Consider the following 15,711-nt stretch of genomic DNA (forward strand, 5'->3'; position numbering starts at 1 on the left):
GTATGGCTCGACGGCAAGGGCTGGATTTCCGTCGACGTCACGCACGCCGCGTTTGCCAGCGAAATCTACTGCCGGCTAGCCGTGGCGCGCGACTACGAAGCCGCCGCGCCGGTGCGCGGCCGGCGTATCGGCGGGCGGGAAGAGCAGTTGAAGGTGTCCGTCACGGTCAGTGCGCAGTCGTCGCAATAGCGGGTAGGGTGGAGCGGCCGACAGGGCTCCAGGGCCGCTGATAGGCCGCCTGCCAAGCCCTGAGGGCGGCCTGGCGCCTATATCGCAGGGTGGCTTGCCGGCAGGCCTGGCGATGGGCCTGGATGAGCGTCTGCCCGCATAGCGCTTCAGATTAGGCCCACGCGCGCCGTAATAGGGGTAAGGTGCATGCGCGCCGAATTACAATAGCGCCGTTCTGTCGTTTTTCGCGGGTACCTTTCCTTATGACTTACTGTGTAGCGATGTCCGTCGACGACGGGCTCGTGTTCCTGTCGGACACGCGCACCAATGCGGGCGTCGATCACATCAGCACCGCACGCAAGATGTCGGTGTTCGAGCAGCCGGGCGAACGCATGCTCGTGCTACTGGGCGCCGGCAATCTGTCGCTCACGCAAGCGGTGCTCCACGAGCTGTCCGAGCCTGCCGATCCCTCGTTGCCCACGCTCTGGAACGCGCCCACTATGGCTGACGCGGCCCGCGTGATCGGCCGTGCGGTGCGTTGCGTGCATCAGCGCGAAGCCGAGGCGTTGCAGGAATTCGGCGTCGAGTTCAATTGCAGCTTCATTCTCGGCGGCCAGATCGCGGGTAACCGGCCGCGTCTGTTCATGATCTACGCGGCGGGAAATTTCATCGAAGCGTCGGCCGTGAACCCGTATTTCCAGATCGGCGAGGCCAAGTACGGCAAACCGATCATCGACCGCGTGCTGACACCGTCCACACCGCTCGACGAAGCCGCCAAGTGCGCATTGATTTCGATGGACTCGACGCTGCGCTCGAATCTGTCGGTCGGATTGCCGCTCGATCTGCTGGTCTACGAGAAGGACGCGCTGCACGTCACGCGCTTCGTCTCGATCGACCACGACAATGCATACTTCGAGATGATTCATCGCACGTGGGGCGAGCGGTTGCGCCAGGTGTTCGGCGAGATCCCCGATCCGGACTGGCAGGATTCGCCCAATGTGCCGCTGCTGCAGCGTGAGCGTGCACTGGTGCTGCATCGCGCGCCGGTGGGGGCGGATGGCGTGGAGCATGAGCTCGATGCGAAGCCCGCGCAGACGTTGGCGCAGGCGGAGAAGGCTAAAGCGCAACGCTAGGACGATGCAGGCGCGCCCGCGCCTGCTTTCTTCGCGTGCATACAGTGCCGTGCATCATTAAAGGCGCGTATGCGCGAAAATTCTTCCGCACTTCCAATTGGCATATTTTCGGCGTATTGGATATAAAGCGGTACCGACATAAGCGATTTACCTATATTGCATCGCGTCAATGTGCCAAAGGAAAGATCATTTTACGGAATTGCGTAAACAAAAAATTTTTCTTGACGAATTGTAATGTGTCGATCAAAAATGCATTCACCAAGTTGAGTCAGTTTAATAGATGCTTTGACTGCCAAAACCGAGGAGCTTGCGTATGAGCGACGAATTGCGTAAGTCGGAAGAGTTGCGCAGTTTTCTATTCCTGACTGCAGTGATGGTGCCTGTTTTGACAGTGATTCTTATCGCTGGCTATGGTTTTTCTGTCTGGTTTTACCAATTGCTTATTGGTGGGCCGCCTCACTGATTTCCACCTGCTCTAACCTTCTGCCATATAACCAGATTTAACCGGAGGGTAGTGCCATGTCTGTCGTTTCAGCGGAGACGGTAAGTAGTAATGGAACTCGCGCCGAATTACATATCGCGGGCATCGTCGTACATGCTGAGGCCGCGCGACTCGACAGTATTCGTCTCGCAATCGGCGAGATTCCTTACGCCGAAATTCACGCCGTGAGCGAGCTGGGCAAACTGGTCGTGACGCTCGAAGGCGCCCACACGGCCGAAGTCGCCGCGCAACTGAGCGCGATTCATGCCCTGCCGGGCGTTTATGGCGCCGCCCTCGTCTATCAGCACCATGAAGATCTCGAATCATTGAACCAGGAGTTCGCTGATGAAGCTCACCCGTCGCGCGTTTATTAAGCAGACCGCGGCGGCCACCGCGGCTTCCGCCGCGGGCGTCGTGCTGCCGGGCATGGACGCAGCCGCTGTGAACGCTTCACATGACGATCTGCGCTGGTCGAAGGCGCCGTGCCGGTTCTGCGGCACGGGTTGCGGCGTGAGTGTCGGCGTGAAGGACGGCAGGGTCGTGGCGACCCAGGGCGATCCGCAGGCCGAAGTCAATCGCGGCCTGAATTGCGTCAAGGGCTACTTTCTGTCGAAGATCATGTACGGTCAGGACCGGTTGACCACGCCGCTCCTGCGCATGAAAGATGGCAAGTACGACAAGAACGGCGAATTCGCGCCAGTGTCGTGGGACCGGGCCTTCAACGTGATGGCCGAGCAGTTCAAGCGCGTGCTGAAAGCCAAAGGTCCGACCGCCGTCGGCATGTTCGGTTCAGGCCAATGGACCGTGTGGGAAGGCTACGCGGCAGTCAAGCTCATGAAGGCCGGCTTTCGCAGCAACAATCTCGATCCGAATGCGCGGCACTGTATGGCCTCGGCAGTGACGGGCTTCATGCGTACGTTCGGCATGGACGAGCCGATGGGCTGCTACGACGACATCGAGCAAACCGATGCCTTCGTGCTGTGGGGCTCGAACATGGCCGAAATGCACCCCGTGCTGTGGACGCGGGTCACCGACCGTCGGCTCAGCGCGCCCGCGACCCGGGTTGTCACGCTCTCCACGTTCGAGCACCGCAGCTTTGATCTGGCTGACGAGACGATCATCTTCACGCCGCAATCCGATCTGGCGATTCTCAACTACATCGCCAACTACATCATCAAGAACGGTCATGTGAATCACGAGTTCGTGGATAAGCACACGGTGTTCAAAGCCGGCAATACGGATATCGGCTACGGCCTGCGGCCTGACAATCCGCTGCAAAAAGCCGCGAAAAACGCTGGCGACCCCAACGGTTCACAGCCGATCACCTATGAAGCGTTTGCGCAATTCGTCTCGAAGTACGACGCTGCCTACGTCACGAAACTCTCCGGCGTCTCGAAGCTCAAGCTCGACCAGTTGGCACAGATCTACGCGGATCCGAAGGTCAAGGTGATGTCGTTCTGGACCATGGGTTTTAACCAGCATACGCGCGGCACATGGGCCAACAACATGGTCTACAACCTGCATTTGCTGACCGGAAAAATCGCGACACCTGGCAACAGTCCATTCTCGTTGACCGGCCAACCGTCCGCGTGCGGCACCGCGCGCGAAGTCGGCACGTTCTCGCACCGGCTGCCGGCCGACATGGTCGTCACCAACCCGAAGCATCGCGAGGAAGCCGAACACATCTGGAAACTCCCGCCCGGCACGATTCCCGACAAACCCGGTTTTCATGCTGTCCTGCAAAACCGCATGTTGCGCGACGGCAAGCTCAACGCGTACTGGGTGCAGGTGAACAACAACATACAGGCCGGCGCGAACATCAATCAGGAAGGGCTGCCGGGTTATCGCAATCCGGAGAATTTCGTCGTCGTGTCGGACGTGTATCCGACGGTAACGGCGGTGGCGGCCGACCTGATCCTGCCCTCGGCGATGTGGGTTGAAAAGGAAGGCGCCTATGGCAACGCCGAGCGGCGCACGCAATTCTGGCATCAGCTCGTGGTCGCCCCCGGCGAGGCGCGTTCCGATCTGTGGCAACTGGTGGAGTTTTCGAAGCGCTTCAAGGTGGAAGAAGTGTGGCCGGCCGAACTGATCGCGCAGAAGCCCGAATACAAGGGCAAGACGCTTTACGACGTGCTGTATCGCAACGGCCAGGTCGATAAATTTCCGCTGTCGCAGACTGACTCTACCTACAGCAACAACGAAGCGAAGGCGTTCGGCTTCTATATCCAGAAAGGCTTGTTCGAGGAATACGCGAGCTTTGGCCGCGGCCACGGCCACGACCTCGCGCCGTTCGACGACTATCACAAGGCGCGCGGTCTGCGCTGGCCGGTGGTCGGCGGCAAGGAAACGCGCTGGCGCTACAAGGAAGGCTCCGATCCGTATGTGAAGGCAGGCACCGGCTGGCAGTTCTACGGCAACCCGGACGGCCGCGCGGTGATTTACGCGCTGCCCTACGAGCCGCCGCCCGAGTTGCCGGACAAGGAGTACCCGTTCTGGCTCGCCACCGGCCGCGTACTCGAACACTGGCACTCGGGTTCAATGACGCGCCGAGTGCCCGAACTCTACCGGGCGTTTCCGAACGCGGTGTGCTTCATGCATCCCGACGACGCCAAGGCAATGGGCTTGCGCCGTGGCGTCGAGGTCAAGGTGATGTCGCGGCGCGGCTATATCCGCACGCGGGTCGAAACACGCGGCCGTGACAAGCCGCCGCGAGGTCTCGTGTTCGTGCCATGGTTCGATTCGAGCCAGTTGATCAACAAGGTCACGCTCGACGCCACCGATCCGATTTCATTTCAGACCGACTTCAAGAAGTGCGCGGTCAAAATCGTCAAAGTCTAGGAGCATGCCATGCGCGCATGGTTCGTCCTCGCGGTGTTTCCGTTCCTCGCGCTCGGCGCTGTCGCCGTCGCCCAGCCGACCATTCCGGCGACGCCGTTTCACGACACCCTGCGCGGCGCCACGCCGCTCGACGAGGAGGCGAAACCGCCATTGGTCGCACCCACGGAAAACAAGGACGTGATCCGCGGCCGCGCCTACGCGCAGCAGCCGCCGACGATTCCGCACAAGATCGAAGGCTATCAGCTCGACCGCAACGCCAACCGCTGCCTCGCGTGCCACGCCCGCAGTCGCGCTGAAGAGAGCGGGGCGGTGCCGATCGCGATCTCGCACTACACCGATCGCGCCGGCGAAACGCTCGGCCACCTCGCGCCGCGCCGCTATTTCTGCACGCAGTGCCATGTGCCGCAGGCCGATGCGAAGCCGCTGGTAAGCAACACGTTCGCCGATATCCCGGACGTCCGCTTGCCGCCACCCGCCGTCCAGCCCAACAAGAAATAGAGGCCGATATGCGCGATCTGATCCGGCGCTACTGGCGAACCATCAATCGGCCGAGCACCTATTTCAGCCTTGGTTTTCTGACGTTGGGCGGCTTTGTCGCGGGCGTGGTGTTCTGGGGTGCGTTCAACACTGCGATGGAATTGACCAATACTGAAGCGTTCTGCACTGGCTGTCATGAGATGCGCGACAACACTTATGCCGAGTTGAAGACGACGATTCACTTCAGCAATCGCAGCGGCGTGCACGCCAAGTGTTCCGATTGCCACGTGCCGCACAACTGGACCGACAAGATCGCCCGCAAGATGCAGGCGTCAAAGGAAGTCTGGGCCAAGGTGTTCGGTGTGGTGAACACGCGCGAGAAGTTCCAGGGCAAGCGGCTCGAGTTGGCGGAGCACGAATGGGCGCGCTTCAAGGCGAACGATTCGCTCGAATGTCGCAATTGCCACTCGTTCGAGTACATGGACTTCACGCGGCAGAGTCCGCGTGCGCAGGAAGCGCACCAACGCTTCCTCGGCACTGGGGAAAAGACCTGCATCGATTGTCACAAGGGCATTGCCCACCAGTTGCCGAATATGACGCAGGCGCAGGCCGACGCGGACGCGAGGCAGAACGCGGGTAAGCATTGAGCCAGGTAGTGCAATGGACAGGCAAATGAACAATCAAACGATGCTGATCGACCCACGGACGGTTCACGATGCTCTGCGTTGATCACCTGGGCCTCGGGCGCCGCGGGCGCGAGATTGTTGACGGCGTCGGCTTCAATATCGAGGCGGGCTGGGCGTTGCAAATCCACGGCTCGAACGGCTGCGGCAAGACCACGCTGCTGCGGGCGCTGGCAGGCATGCTGCCGCCGGCCGCCGGCAGCGTGCGGTGGCGCGGCATGAACGTTCACGCGCAGCCGGAGCGGTTTCGCCGCGAGCGCGCCTATGTCGGTCATAGTAACGGCCTGAGCGACGATCTGTCGGTGCTGGAGAATTTGCGCTTTGCCGCGTTGCTCGGTGTGAATCCCGGCAGTTCGCGCGATGCCCGCATGCATGAGCGCGACGTGCTGGAGACCGCGGGCCTGTGGACGCTGCGGCACGCGCGCGTCGGCAGCTTGTCGCAAGGGCAGCGGCGCCGGGTCGCGCTGGCCCGCGTGATGCTCGAACGCAAACCGTTGTGGCTGCTCGACGAGCCGGCCGAAGCGCTCGATGATGCCGCTCAGGCATGGCTTGCCGACGCGCTCGACGAGCATCTGCAGGACGGCGGTATCGTGGTGGCGACCACCCATCTGCGGCTGCCGACCGCGGTCGCGCGCACGCAGCATCTGCAACTGCAACTGCAACTGGAACGGGGCGGCTCATGATCGCCCTGATGCTCGGCATCGTGCGCCGCGAACTTGCGCTCAGTTGGCGCAGGCGCAGTGTCGCGCTCGGCGCCTTGCTGTTCTTCGTGATCGCCTCGAGTCTGTTTCCGCTTGCGGTCGGCACCGATCCGGCGCTGCTGCGGGCGATCGCCCCCGGCGTGCTGTGGGTGACGGCGTTGTTCGCCGCGATGCTCTCGGCCGGACAGTTGTTCGGCCAGGATTTTGCGAGCGGCGCGCTCGAGCAGATGACGCTGTCGCCGCAACCGCTGCCGGTCATCGTATTCGGCAAGGTTGCCGCGCACTGGCTGACGAGCGGCCTCGCGCTGGTGCTGCTCACACCGGTGGTCGCGTTGCAGTATGACCTCGGGTTGAGCGATACCGTGCCGTTGATGGCGTCGCTGCTGCTCGGCACGCCGCTTCTGAGCCTCATCGGCTCGATGGGCGCCGCGCTCACGCTAGGCATGCGAGGCGGCGGCGCGCTGCTCGGTCTGCTGATTCTGCCGCTGTATGTGCCGGTGCTGATTTTCGGTGTGGGCGCGGCTGATCCGGCCGGCACCGCGGCGTGGTCCGCGGCCAACTTTTCGCTGCTCGGCGCAGCGCTGTGCGCGGGCGTGTCGCTATGCCCGTGGGCAAGCGCCGCCGCCTTGCGCATCACGATGGAGTAACGAAGATGAACCGCCCGAACTGGTTCCGCTACGCGTCGCCGCGCACCTTCGATCCGCTGGCGGCGCGGCTCGTGCCCATTTTTGCCGTGGCCGCCGTGCTGTTGATGCTCGCGGGCCTCGCGATCGGTCTGCTGGGGGCGCCGCGCGACGCGTTGCAAGGCGACGTATATCGCATCATGTTCGTTCATGTGCCGGCCGCGTGGATGTCGATGCTGATCTATCTGGTGATGGCCGTGTACTGCGCGCTCGGACTGCTGCTCAACGCACGGCTTGCGGCGATGATGGCGCGTGCGCTAGCGCCCACGGGCGCGCTCTTCACGTTTATCGCGCTCGTCACCGGCTCGCTGTGGGGCAAGCCGACGTGGGGCGCCTGGTGGGTGTGGGACGCGCGTCTCACGTCGGAGCTGATCCTGCTGTTCCTCTACGTCGGCTTTCTCGCGCTGCATGCGGCGATCGACGACCCGCGCCGCGCCGACCGCGCTTGCGCCACGCAGGCGTTGATTGGCGTCGTGAATATTCCGGTCATCTATTTTTCGGTGCAGTGGTGGTACACGCTGCATCAGGGGCCGTCGCTGAGCTTCGGCAGCGGCGTGTCGATGAGCGCGTCGATGGTGTGGGGCATCGTCGTAATGACGGGCGGCTTCTGGTCGTACGCGATTGCCGTGGCGCTGGCGCGCCTGCGCGCCATCATGCGTGAGCGCCGTCGCGCGGCGCCGTGGGAAGCGAATTTCGAGGAGCGTGCGGCATGAACAGCGTGGCAAGCGTGACGGTGATGCTCGGGCAGAGCCCCTATCTGACGGCGGCGCTCGCGACGACCTTCGCGTTGCTGATCGTCGAAGCCTGGCGCGTGCGCGGTCAGCTTCGCGAAGCCGCGCGCTCGCCGCGCGATGCTACGCCGGAGCATGCGGATGAGATCTAGAAGCCGGCGGCTGGGCTGGATCGTCGGCGCGGTGGCGGCAGCGGGGCTCACCTGCGCGCTGGTGCTGAACGCATTTCGCGCTAACGTGATGTTCTTCGTGAGCCCGAGCCAGATCGCGGCGCAGCAGGTGCCGGCGGCCCATCGGTTCCGTCTGGGCGGGCTCGTCGAACGCGGATCGCTCACGCGCGCCGCGGACGGCCTGAGCGTGCGCTTTGTCGTGACCGATACCGTCAAGCAAGTGGCCGTGGTCTATCACGGGGTGCTTCCGGACCTGTTCCGCGAAGGCAGTGGCGTGGTCGCGCAGGGCCGGCTCGGCAGCGACGGCCAGTTTCACGCCGACGAAGTCCTCGCGAAGCATGACGAAAAATACATGCCGCCCGATGCGGCGGAAGCCGTCCGCCGTGCACAAACGTCAGTGATGCGGCCGGCTGCGCCTGCGGGCATTGCCGCGCCTGCGGCGCTGCACGTGACGGCCCGCAGCCCGGACGGCGAGCGCCGTGGCGACGGTCGGCAACCAGGAGGCGCCCAGCCTTGATCCCGGAGATCGGTCACTTTGCCTTGATCCTCGCGCTGCTGCTCGCGCTGACGACGGCCGTCCTGCCACTGATCGGCGCACAGCGCGGCATCGCGGGCTGGATGCGGCTCGCGTGGCCGGCGGCGCGAGCGCAATGCGCGTTCGTGGCGTTGGCGTTCGCCTGTCTCGCATGGTCGTTTCTCAGCGACGATTTTTCGGTGGTCTACGTCGCCGACAATTCCAATTCCGCGCTGCCCGCCATCTATCGTTTCACCGCGGTGTGGGGCGGACATGAAGGCTCGTTGCTGCTGTGGGTGCTGCTGCTGACCGTGTGGATGGTCGCGGTGACGTTTTTTAGCCGCCAACTCGCGGTGCCGATGGTGGCGCGCGTGCTTGCCGTGATGAGCTGGATTGCCGCCGGCTTCCTGCTGTTCCTGCTGTTCACGTCCAATCCGTTCGACCGCCTGATGCCGCCCGCAATGGACGGCCGCGATCTGAATCCGCTCCTGCAGGATCCAGGCATGGTGATTCATCCGCCGATGCTTTACATGGGCTATGTCGGCTTTTCGGTGGCGTTCGCGTTTGCGATTGCGGCGCTGCTGTCGGGCGAATTGAATGCGGCGTGGGCGCGCTGGTCGCGTCCGTGGACGCTTGCCGCGTGGCTCTTCCTCACGCTCGGTATCATGCTCGGCAGCGGTTGGGCGTATTACGAACTCGGCTGGGGCGGCTGGTGGTTCTGGGACCCGGTCGAAAATGCGTCGTTCATGCCGTGGCTCGCGGGCACCGCGCTGATCCATTCGCTCGCCGTGACCGACAAGCGCGGCAGTTTTCGCAGCTGGACCGCGCTGTTGGCGATCTGCGCATTTTCGCTGAGTCTGCTCGGCACGTTTCTCGTGCGCTCGGGTGTGATCACGTCGGTGCATGCGTTTGCCAGCGATCCGACGCGCGGCGTTTTCATTCTCGCGTTTCTTGCGCTGGCGGTGGGCGGCGCGCTGCTGCTGTTCGCGTGGCGTGCACCGCAAATCGGTCTGGGTGCGGGCTTCGAGCCGGTTTCGCGCGAGGCGCTGCTGCTGTCGAACAATGTGCTGCTGATGGTGGCGGCCGCGTCGGTGCTACTCGGCACGCTGTATCCGATGGCGCTCGATGCGCTCGGTCTCGACAAGATTTCCGTCGGACCGCCGTATTTCGACAGTGTATTCGGGCCTCTAATGACGCCGGCGATCTTTCTGATGGGTATCGGACCGCTCGCGCGCTGGCGTGCCGCGCGCTTGCCCGATCTGGCGCGGCGTTTGCGCTGGGCTGCGCTGGTCAGCGTGCTGACCGCGCTCCTGCTGCCGTGGGCGCTGGGCACCTGGCGGCCGCTCGTCAGTCTGGGGATTCTTCTCGCCGTGTGGAGCTTCGCGACCGTGGCCGTGAGCATGCGCGAACGGCTCGGCGCGCCGGCGGGTGCGTCCGCAGGTGAAGCTTCGGTTGAGCCTTCTTCTGGGTCGGCGGTTGAATCGGCAAGCGCCGCGGCCGTGACGCCGGCCGCCGGACCGGATCGCCATTCACCGGGCAACGCGCGTGCATCGCTGGTCGCGCGTGCGCGGCGTGTACCGCGGGCGTACTACGGCATGTGGCTCGCGCATGCCGGCATCGGCGTGTTTATCATCGGCGTGACGATGGTCAAGGGCTATCAGGTGGAGCGTGACGTGCCCATGCGCACTGGCGAAACCGTCGAAGTCGGCGCCTACCGTTTCCGCTTCGACGGCGTCGTTCAGGTCAGTGGTCCGAACTATCTGGCGACGCGCGCCAGCGTCGCCGTGAGCCGCGACGGCAGGCCGGTGGCCACGCTGTATCCCGAGAAGCGCATGTTTCTCGTCCAGAAGATGCCGATGACCGAGGCGGCCATCGATCACGGCGTGCTGCGCGATCTGTACGTGGCGATGGGCGAGTCGATCGGCGCGGGCGCGTGGACGCTGCGCATTCAGATCAAGCCGTTCGTTCGCTGGATCTGGGGCGGCTGTCTGCTGATGGCGTTCGGCGGCCTGCTGGCCGCCAGCGACCGGCGGTATCGCTTGCTGCCGGGGCGGCGCGCGAGTGGGCGTTGGCGCGAGCGGGCCGCCGGCCACGCGCTCACGCGGCCAGCGGCGGATGTCCCGGGCACGGCCGCCGCCAAAGCGGCGAATTCTGTCAGCGAGGCAGGCCGATGAAACGTGCGCTGATCCCGCTCGCCGCGTTTCTCGTGCTGCTCGTCTTACTGGCCGCAGGTCTCAGACACGATCCGCGGCAGTTGCCCTCGGCATTGATCGGGCGGCCCGCACCCGCGTTCGATCTGCCGCGCCTCGCTGCAAGCGGAGAGCGCGTGTCCTCGGATTCGTTGCGCGGCGAGGTATGGGTGCTCAACGTGTGGGCCTCCTGGTGCGAGCCCTGTCGCGACGAGCAGCCGGTGCTGGTCGATCTCGCGGCGCGCCGGATCGCGCCGGTGTACGGCCTGAACTACAAGGACGACCCGCAGCCGGCGCGGCAATGGCTGGCCGAGGCGGGTGATCCGTACACGGCTTCGCTGGTCGATCGCAACGGCCGAACCGGGATTGATTACGGTGTGTACGGCGTGCCCGAGACCTTCGTGATCGATCGCGCGGGTATCGTCCGCTATCGGCAGGCGGGACCGCTGACAGCGGCATCGCTCGACGGGGTGATCGTGCCCTTGCTGAGAAAGCTGCAGCGCGAGGGGGGAGGCGTCAATGGCTAGCGGCGCGCGAACCTGGGCACGACGTGGCGGCGTGCTCCTGCTGCTGGCGCTCTCGCTGCAGGTGGCCGCCGAACCGCACGGTGCCGCCGAAGACGCGCGCGTACGCAGCCTCGCCGAGAGTTTTCGCTGCCTCGTGTGCCAGAACCAGACACTCGCCGATTCGAATGCCGACCTCGCCGCGGATCTGCGCGAGCGCATTCGCGAGCAGGTTCGAGCAGGCGCCACCGACGCACAGATTCGGGACTACATGGCGCGCCGCTATGGCGATTTCGTGTTGTACCGGCCACCGCTCAAACCGCTGACCTGGGCGCTGTGGTTCGGCCCCTTCGCCGCACTGGCGATCGGCGCCTGGGTTGGGTGGCGCGCGATCGGGCGCCGGCGTGGCGTCGCTGCGCAGCCGCTCGACGACGACGAGCGCCGCCGCGTCGACGCATTAATAGCGACGGCTGACGAGGGCTTACCGAGATGATTCAATTCTGGCTGATCATCGCGACGATGCTGGTCGCGGCCCTGTTGTGCGTGATCGTGCCACTGCTGAACCGAGGCTCACGCGGGGACCTGACGGCGGCCCGTGCCGATGGCGGTGGCGCCGCGCTCGCCACCGCGATCTTCCGAACCGAAATCGCCGAGCTGAAGCGGCAGGTTGCGGCCGGGGACCTGCCGGACGCGCAGCACGGCAACGTATGCCGTGAGCTCGAGCGGCGCTTCGTCGATGAGATTGGCGCAAAGCCCACCTCGGCGACCGCGCGGATCGGCAGCATCGCGCAACGCGCGGGCACGGCTGCTCTGCTGCTGGCGTTGCTGCCGAGCGCGGCGCTCGTGCTGTACATGCGCCTTGGCGATCCGCTCGCGGCGGCGGTGCAGGCGGACAGCGCCGCCGGGCCGCAGGACAGCCACGCCGCCACCCAGGGCTCGCTCGACGTGATGGTTGGGCGCCTCGCGGCCAGATTGCGTCGGCAACCCGACGACCCCGCCGGCTGGACGATGCTGGCACGGTCCTACACCGTCCTCGAACGTCCCGACGATGCCGCCGCCGCGTATCGACGCGCGCTTGGCGTTACGCCGCGCGATCCGCAATTGCTGGCCGATTACGCCGATGCTCAGGCGAGCGCCAATGGCGGCGACCTGACGGGCGCGCCGTTGCAGAGTATAGAGGCCGCGTTGGTGCTCGATCCGGCGAACCCTAAGGCGTTGGCGCTGGCCGGGTCGGCGGCGTTCCAGGCGCACGACTACCCGCGTGCGATCGGATATTGGGAGCGGCTCGACCAGGTGCCGGGTGTGAGCGCGGAAATCGCGAGTCAGGCGCGGGCGAATGTCGCCGAAGCGCGTCAAGTGGCGAGCGGAGCACCGTCTACACAGCGCGCCGCGGCGCCTTTGGCAAGTACAGCCGTGCAGGGGACGGCAGCCAAGACAGCACTGTCGTCGGCGCTGGTCATTCACATGCGCCTGAGCCCTGAACTCGCGGCGCGCGTGCGTCCAGGCGACGTGGTGTTCGTCTATGCGCGCGCAACGAACGGCCCGCGTATGCCACTCGCAGTGCAGCGGTTTCATGCAGACGAGTTGCCGGCGACCGTCAGGCTGGATGATTCGATGGCGATGGCGCCGAATTTACGACTGTCGGATTTCAACGCCGTGACAGTCGAAGCGCGCGTGTCTGCATCGGGCAGCGCGCAGCCAGGCACCGGCGATTGGATCGGGACGAGCGGACCGCTCACAGGTGAACGCCGCGACGTCGAGTTGACCATCGGCGACGTGCTGCACTGAGCGAGATTTAGTGGTACTTGGCGGTACCCGGCGAACCACGGCTGCAAACCACGGCCAAAACGAGCAGACGAAAAAAAACCAGCCGCAGGCTTGCGCCCGTGGCTGGTCTTCAACTGCGTGTTGCTTCAGCAGTCCGTCAAGTTCGATTAGAACTTGTGGCGGATGCCCAGGCTAACCAGTTCTTGCGAGCTGGAAGCCGAGTTGTAGCCGTACGAACCGATTGCTGCGCCTGCGTTGACCAGCGCGCCGTTCGAAGCACGTTGTTCGCCGCTTGCGTGTTGGTACGCGCCAACCAGGTAGATGTCCGTGCGCTTCGACAGGTTGTAGTCGCCGCCCAGGGAAACCTGGTGATACGTTGCGCTCGAGTCGCCGGTAGCCTTCGTGTAGATGTAGCCCACACCCACCAGCATCGCCGGCGTTGCCTGGTAGCCGAGGTATGCGCCGCCGATGTTGTACTTCTCAGTCGAACCGAAGCCCGAATTTGCATCCGGCTTGTACTGTGCGTTGCTGTAACGCAGGTTAGCCGTGAACGGGCCTGCTACGTATTGCACAGCGACCGAAGCGATGCCGATCGACTTGGCAGCGGCGTAAGCGCCGTTGACCTGGTTGTCGAACGTGCCGTCCGACGTGCTGCCGTTCCAGCCTGCCGTCGGCGGCGTGCCAGCCGTGCGGCTCGCCAGCGTGTTGCCGTTATCGGCGCGGAAGTAGCCTGCAGCCACGCTGAACGGACCCGTTGCGTACGTTGCTGCGCCCGACCACGTTTGACCCGAACCCGTCTGGCCAGCCACGCCGCCCAGAGCGTACATGCCTTCGAACTGGAAGCCGCCCCACACCGGCGAGGTGTACTTGATGGCGCTGTTCGTGCGCGAGGAATTGTCGTTGTTGTCGACGTCGCCCGGCGTGGTGAAGGTGGAACCGAAGTAGTTGTCAGCCGTCAGCGGCTGAACCAGGTCGACCAGCGGATCGTATTGACGACCCAGCGTGACCGTACCCCACTGATCGCCCGTCAGGCCGACGTAGGCTTGACGACCGAACATCTTGCCGCCTTGACCCAGCTTGCCGGTGTTGACGTCGAAGCCGTTTTCCAACTGGAAGATCGCCTTCAGGCCGCCGCCGAGGTCTTCCGTGCCCTTCAGGCCGAAACGGTTGCCTTGAAGGTTGGCGCCGACCAGGCCCACTTGATTCGAGTTCTTACCAGCTGCATCGACAGTGTTGTGAGCGTACTGGATCGATTCGTCGATCAGGCCGTACAGGGTAACGCTGCTTTGAGCATGTGCCACGCCGGTGACGCCCAGAAGCGCCAGCGAGAGGGTAGACAGTGCGATTCGTTTCATCCATTTCTCCACGCAGATGATTAGTTTCTTTGTTGCGGAAAGGAGAATAGCTCACTGCCTCGACCGGCAAGAACAGGAAAAAAAAGAATGTCTCTAAAAAGTGACAAACGACGTAAAGCCTTGTATTTAAAGCCCGTTAACGATTATTGCTATTTCCGCAATATTGATTCGTTGACTGCGCATTATTGTTGTTTTGTTGATAGCGACACGTTCGGTACCCTCAATTTAGACGCTTGTTTGAATGGCCTTTGTAATGTAGTCGTCTAACTATTCTTGCCGTTCTGTAGCGCCCATATAAAAACGGGGTCGCGTTTTCGCTTGACGTGCGCGCTGGACAGAATTTGTGCTTTATGAGCAAGCGCAACCGCTGCGGTTGCACCTTTGTGGCGGGGACTTGCCGTTGCGGTCCGATGCAATGGTCTTCGCATCGGCGCAGTCATATCCAGCAGTGTTAGCGCGAGGCGGGGCCGAGCCGTGTGAGGTCGTCACTCGCGATGGCCGCTATCGTCCCCCGTTGCGGCGTGCCACGGTCACGGCCGCGAGCCCGGCTGCCGTGGCTAACAGCACCGAGGTCCAGGGATGCCGTTTGACATAGCGATCGGCCGCGACGGCCGTGCGGCCTGCTTCGACCAGCGTGACGGCGGCGACGCGTGTTGCCTGCGCTTCAGCACGAACGACGGTGCGGCCGACCTTAACCACGGTTGTCCGCGCCGAAGCCTTCTTTTGCGATTGCACCTGCCGCAAAGCCGACGCCGGAGCGGTTGCGGCAAGCGCCGCGGCGGCTGCGGTTCCTGTTGCCGGCGCGGAGCCCGCAGCGTGTGATTCACGGTCTTGCACGCGCGGCACCGCATCGGCGGATACCGTCGATGCCGCCAGCACCGAAGCAAGCTTGGCGCGGCTACCGGGCGGCGACTCCCCCTGCATACCCCATCCGCCGCGCGGATCGTGCATGCGCCCGCGCGCCGCCGAAAACTCCGCGCCGAGCAGGAGTACAGCGGCCGAGAAATACAGCCACATCAGCAGCACGGCCAGCGAGCCGGCCGCGCCGAACGAGCTCGCCATCCCGGCGTGCGCGATATACAGCGCGAACAGTTTCTTGCCCGCCGAGAACAGCACGGCCGCGACGATCCCGCCGACAAACGCATCGCGCCACCGCACCTTGGCGTCCGGCAAAAACTTCAGCAGGCCGGCAAAGGCGAACGCCAGCACCAGCAAGCCGACCCCGAGTTGCAGCAGGTTGCCGATCACCACATACGGCGAGTTTCCCCACAGCCATTTGCCGATGAATGTGATGACCGTATCGAGCACCAGCGAGACG

Annotated in this window: 17 protein-coding genes and 1 pseudogene; 16 read left to right on the forward strand and 2 right to left on the reverse strand. The window is 64.1% G+C overall.

Annotation, left to right across the window (positions count from 1 at the left end; translation table 11 throughout):
• The 16 genes and pseudogenes from VFE81_RS16645 to ccmI form a co-directional block, all read left to right on the forward strand.
• A pseudogene (locus VFE81_RS16645) lies at positions 1 to 189 on the forward strand (transglutaminase family protein); the annotation flags it as partial.
• Positions 190 to 431: 242 nt separating this feature from the next.
• The gene (locus VFE81_RS16650) at positions 432 to 1,301 is read left to right on the forward strand and encodes a proteasome-type protease (RefSeq protein ID WP_325045650.1); all 870 of its coding nucleotides are present in this window, start codon (positions 432 to 434) and stop codon (positions 1,299 to 1,301) included.
• Between the two features lie 313 nt (positions 1,302 to 1,614).
• Entirely contained in the window at positions 1,615 to 1,764 is a 150-nt protein-coding gene (gene napE / locus VFE81_RS16655) for a periplasmic nitrate reductase, NapE protein (protein WP_325045651.1), read from the forward strand.
• Between the two features lie 56 nt (positions 1,765 to 1,820).
• Positions 1,821 to 2,156, forward strand: a complete 336-nt coding sequence (locus VFE81_RS16660; RefSeq protein WP_325045652.1) for a chaperone NapD — start codon at positions 1,821 to 1,823, stop codon at positions 2,154 to 2,156.
• Positions 2,128 to 4,620 (forward strand): periplasmic nitrate reductase subunit alpha, encoded by a 2,493-nt coding sequence (gene napA / locus VFE81_RS16665; RefSeq protein ID WP_325045653.1) that lies wholly within the window; start codon positions 2,128 to 2,130, stop codon positions 4,618 to 4,620. Before VFE81_RS16660 ends, napA begins: the two co-directional genes overlap by 29 nt.
• 9 nt (positions 4,621 to 4,629) lie before the next feature.
• A complete protein-coding gene (locus tag VFE81_RS16670; protein WP_325045654.1) occupies positions 4,630 to 5,118 on the forward strand; it encodes a nitrate reductase cytochrome c-type subunit in 489 nt (162 codons plus the stop codon).
• Positions 5,119 to 5,126: 8 nt separating this feature from the next.
• Positions 5,127 to 5,744: a NapC/NirT family cytochrome c gene (locus VFE81_RS16675; protein WP_325045655.1), complete on the forward strand. Its 618-nt coding sequence runs from the start codon at positions 5,127 to 5,129 to the stop codon at positions 5,742 to 5,744.
• A 68-nt stretch (positions 5,745 to 5,812) separates the two neighbouring features.
• The gene (ccmA, locus tag VFE81_RS16680; protein WP_325045656.1) at positions 5,813 to 6,463 is read left to right on the forward strand and encodes a cytochrome c biogenesis heme-transporting ATPase CcmA; all 651 of its coding nucleotides are present in this window, start codon (positions 5,813 to 5,815) and stop codon (positions 6,461 to 6,463) included.
• Positions 6,460 to 7,128 carry a heme exporter protein CcmB gene (ccmB, locus tag VFE81_RS16685; protein ID WP_325045657.1) on the forward strand — a complete coding sequence of 223 codons (669 nt, stop codon included), beginning with the start codon at positions 6,460 to 6,462 and terminating at the stop codon, positions 7,126 to 7,128. The genes ccmA and ccmB overlap by 4 nt, the downstream gene beginning before the upstream one ends.
• 5 nt (positions 7,129 to 7,133) lie before the next feature.
• A complete protein-coding gene (gene ccmC / locus VFE81_RS16690) occupies positions 7,134 to 7,877 on the forward strand; it encodes a heme ABC transporter permease CcmC (RefSeq protein ID WP_325045658.1) in 744 nt (247 codons plus the stop codon).
• A complete protein-coding gene (locus tag VFE81_RS16695; protein ID WP_325045659.1) occupies positions 7,874 to 8,047 on the forward strand; it encodes a hypothetical protein in 174 nt (57 codons plus the stop codon). Before ccmC ends, VFE81_RS16695 begins: the two co-directional genes overlap by 4 nt.
• A complete protein-coding gene (ccmE, locus tag VFE81_RS16700; RefSeq protein ID WP_414695610.1) occupies positions 8,037 to 8,582 on the forward strand; it encodes a cytochrome c maturation protein CcmE in 546 nt (181 codons plus the stop codon). Before VFE81_RS16695 ends, ccmE begins: the two co-directional genes overlap by 11 nt.
• Positions 8,579 to 10,753: a heme lyase CcmF/NrfE family subunit gene (locus tag VFE81_RS16705; RefSeq protein ID WP_325045660.1), complete on the forward strand. Its 2,175-nt coding sequence runs from the start codon at positions 8,579 to 8,581 to the stop codon at positions 10,751 to 10,753. Before ccmE ends, VFE81_RS16705 begins: the two co-directional genes overlap by 4 nt.
• Positions 10,750 to 11,295 (forward strand): DsbE family thiol:disulfide interchange protein, encoded by a 546-nt coding sequence (locus tag VFE81_RS16710; RefSeq protein WP_325045661.1) that lies wholly within the window; start codon positions 10,750 to 10,752, stop codon positions 11,293 to 11,295. The genes VFE81_RS16705 and VFE81_RS16710 overlap by 4 nt, the downstream gene beginning before the upstream one ends.
• Positions 11,288 to 11,764 (forward strand): cytochrome c-type biogenesis protein, encoded by a 477-nt coding sequence (locus VFE81_RS16715; RefSeq protein WP_325045662.1) that lies wholly within the window; start codon positions 11,288 to 11,290, stop codon positions 11,762 to 11,764. The genes VFE81_RS16710 and VFE81_RS16715 overlap by 8 nt, the downstream gene beginning before the upstream one ends.
• Positions 11,761 to 13,059 carry a c-type cytochrome biogenesis protein CcmI gene (gene ccmI, locus VFE81_RS16720; RefSeq protein ID WP_325045663.1) on the forward strand — a complete coding sequence of 433 codons (1,299 nt, stop codon included), beginning with the start codon at positions 11,761 to 11,763 and terminating at the stop codon, positions 13,057 to 13,059. The genes VFE81_RS16715 and ccmI overlap by 4 nt, the downstream gene beginning before the upstream one ends.
• A 146-nt stretch (positions 13,060 to 13,205) precedes the next feature.
• Here the strand turns inward: ccmI and VFE81_RS16725 are convergent, their stop codons facing one another.
• Both VFE81_RS16725 and VFE81_RS16730 read right to left on the reverse strand, forming a co-directional pair.
• Positions 13,206 to 14,393 (reverse strand): porin, encoded by a 1,188-nt coding sequence (locus tag VFE81_RS16725; RefSeq protein ID WP_325045664.1) that lies wholly within the window; start codon positions 14,391 to 14,393, stop codon positions 13,206 to 13,208.
• 501 nt (positions 14,394 to 14,894) lie between these two features.
• The coding region (locus VFE81_RS16730) for a YihY/virulence factor BrkB family protein (protein ID WP_325045665.1) at positions 14,895 to 15,711 on the reverse strand (817 nt) is incomplete at its 5' end.

The organism is Paraburkholderia sp., from assembly GCF_035656215.1.
GTDB lineage: Bacteria > Pseudomonadota > Gammaproteobacteria > Burkholderiales > Burkholderiaceae > Paraburkholderia.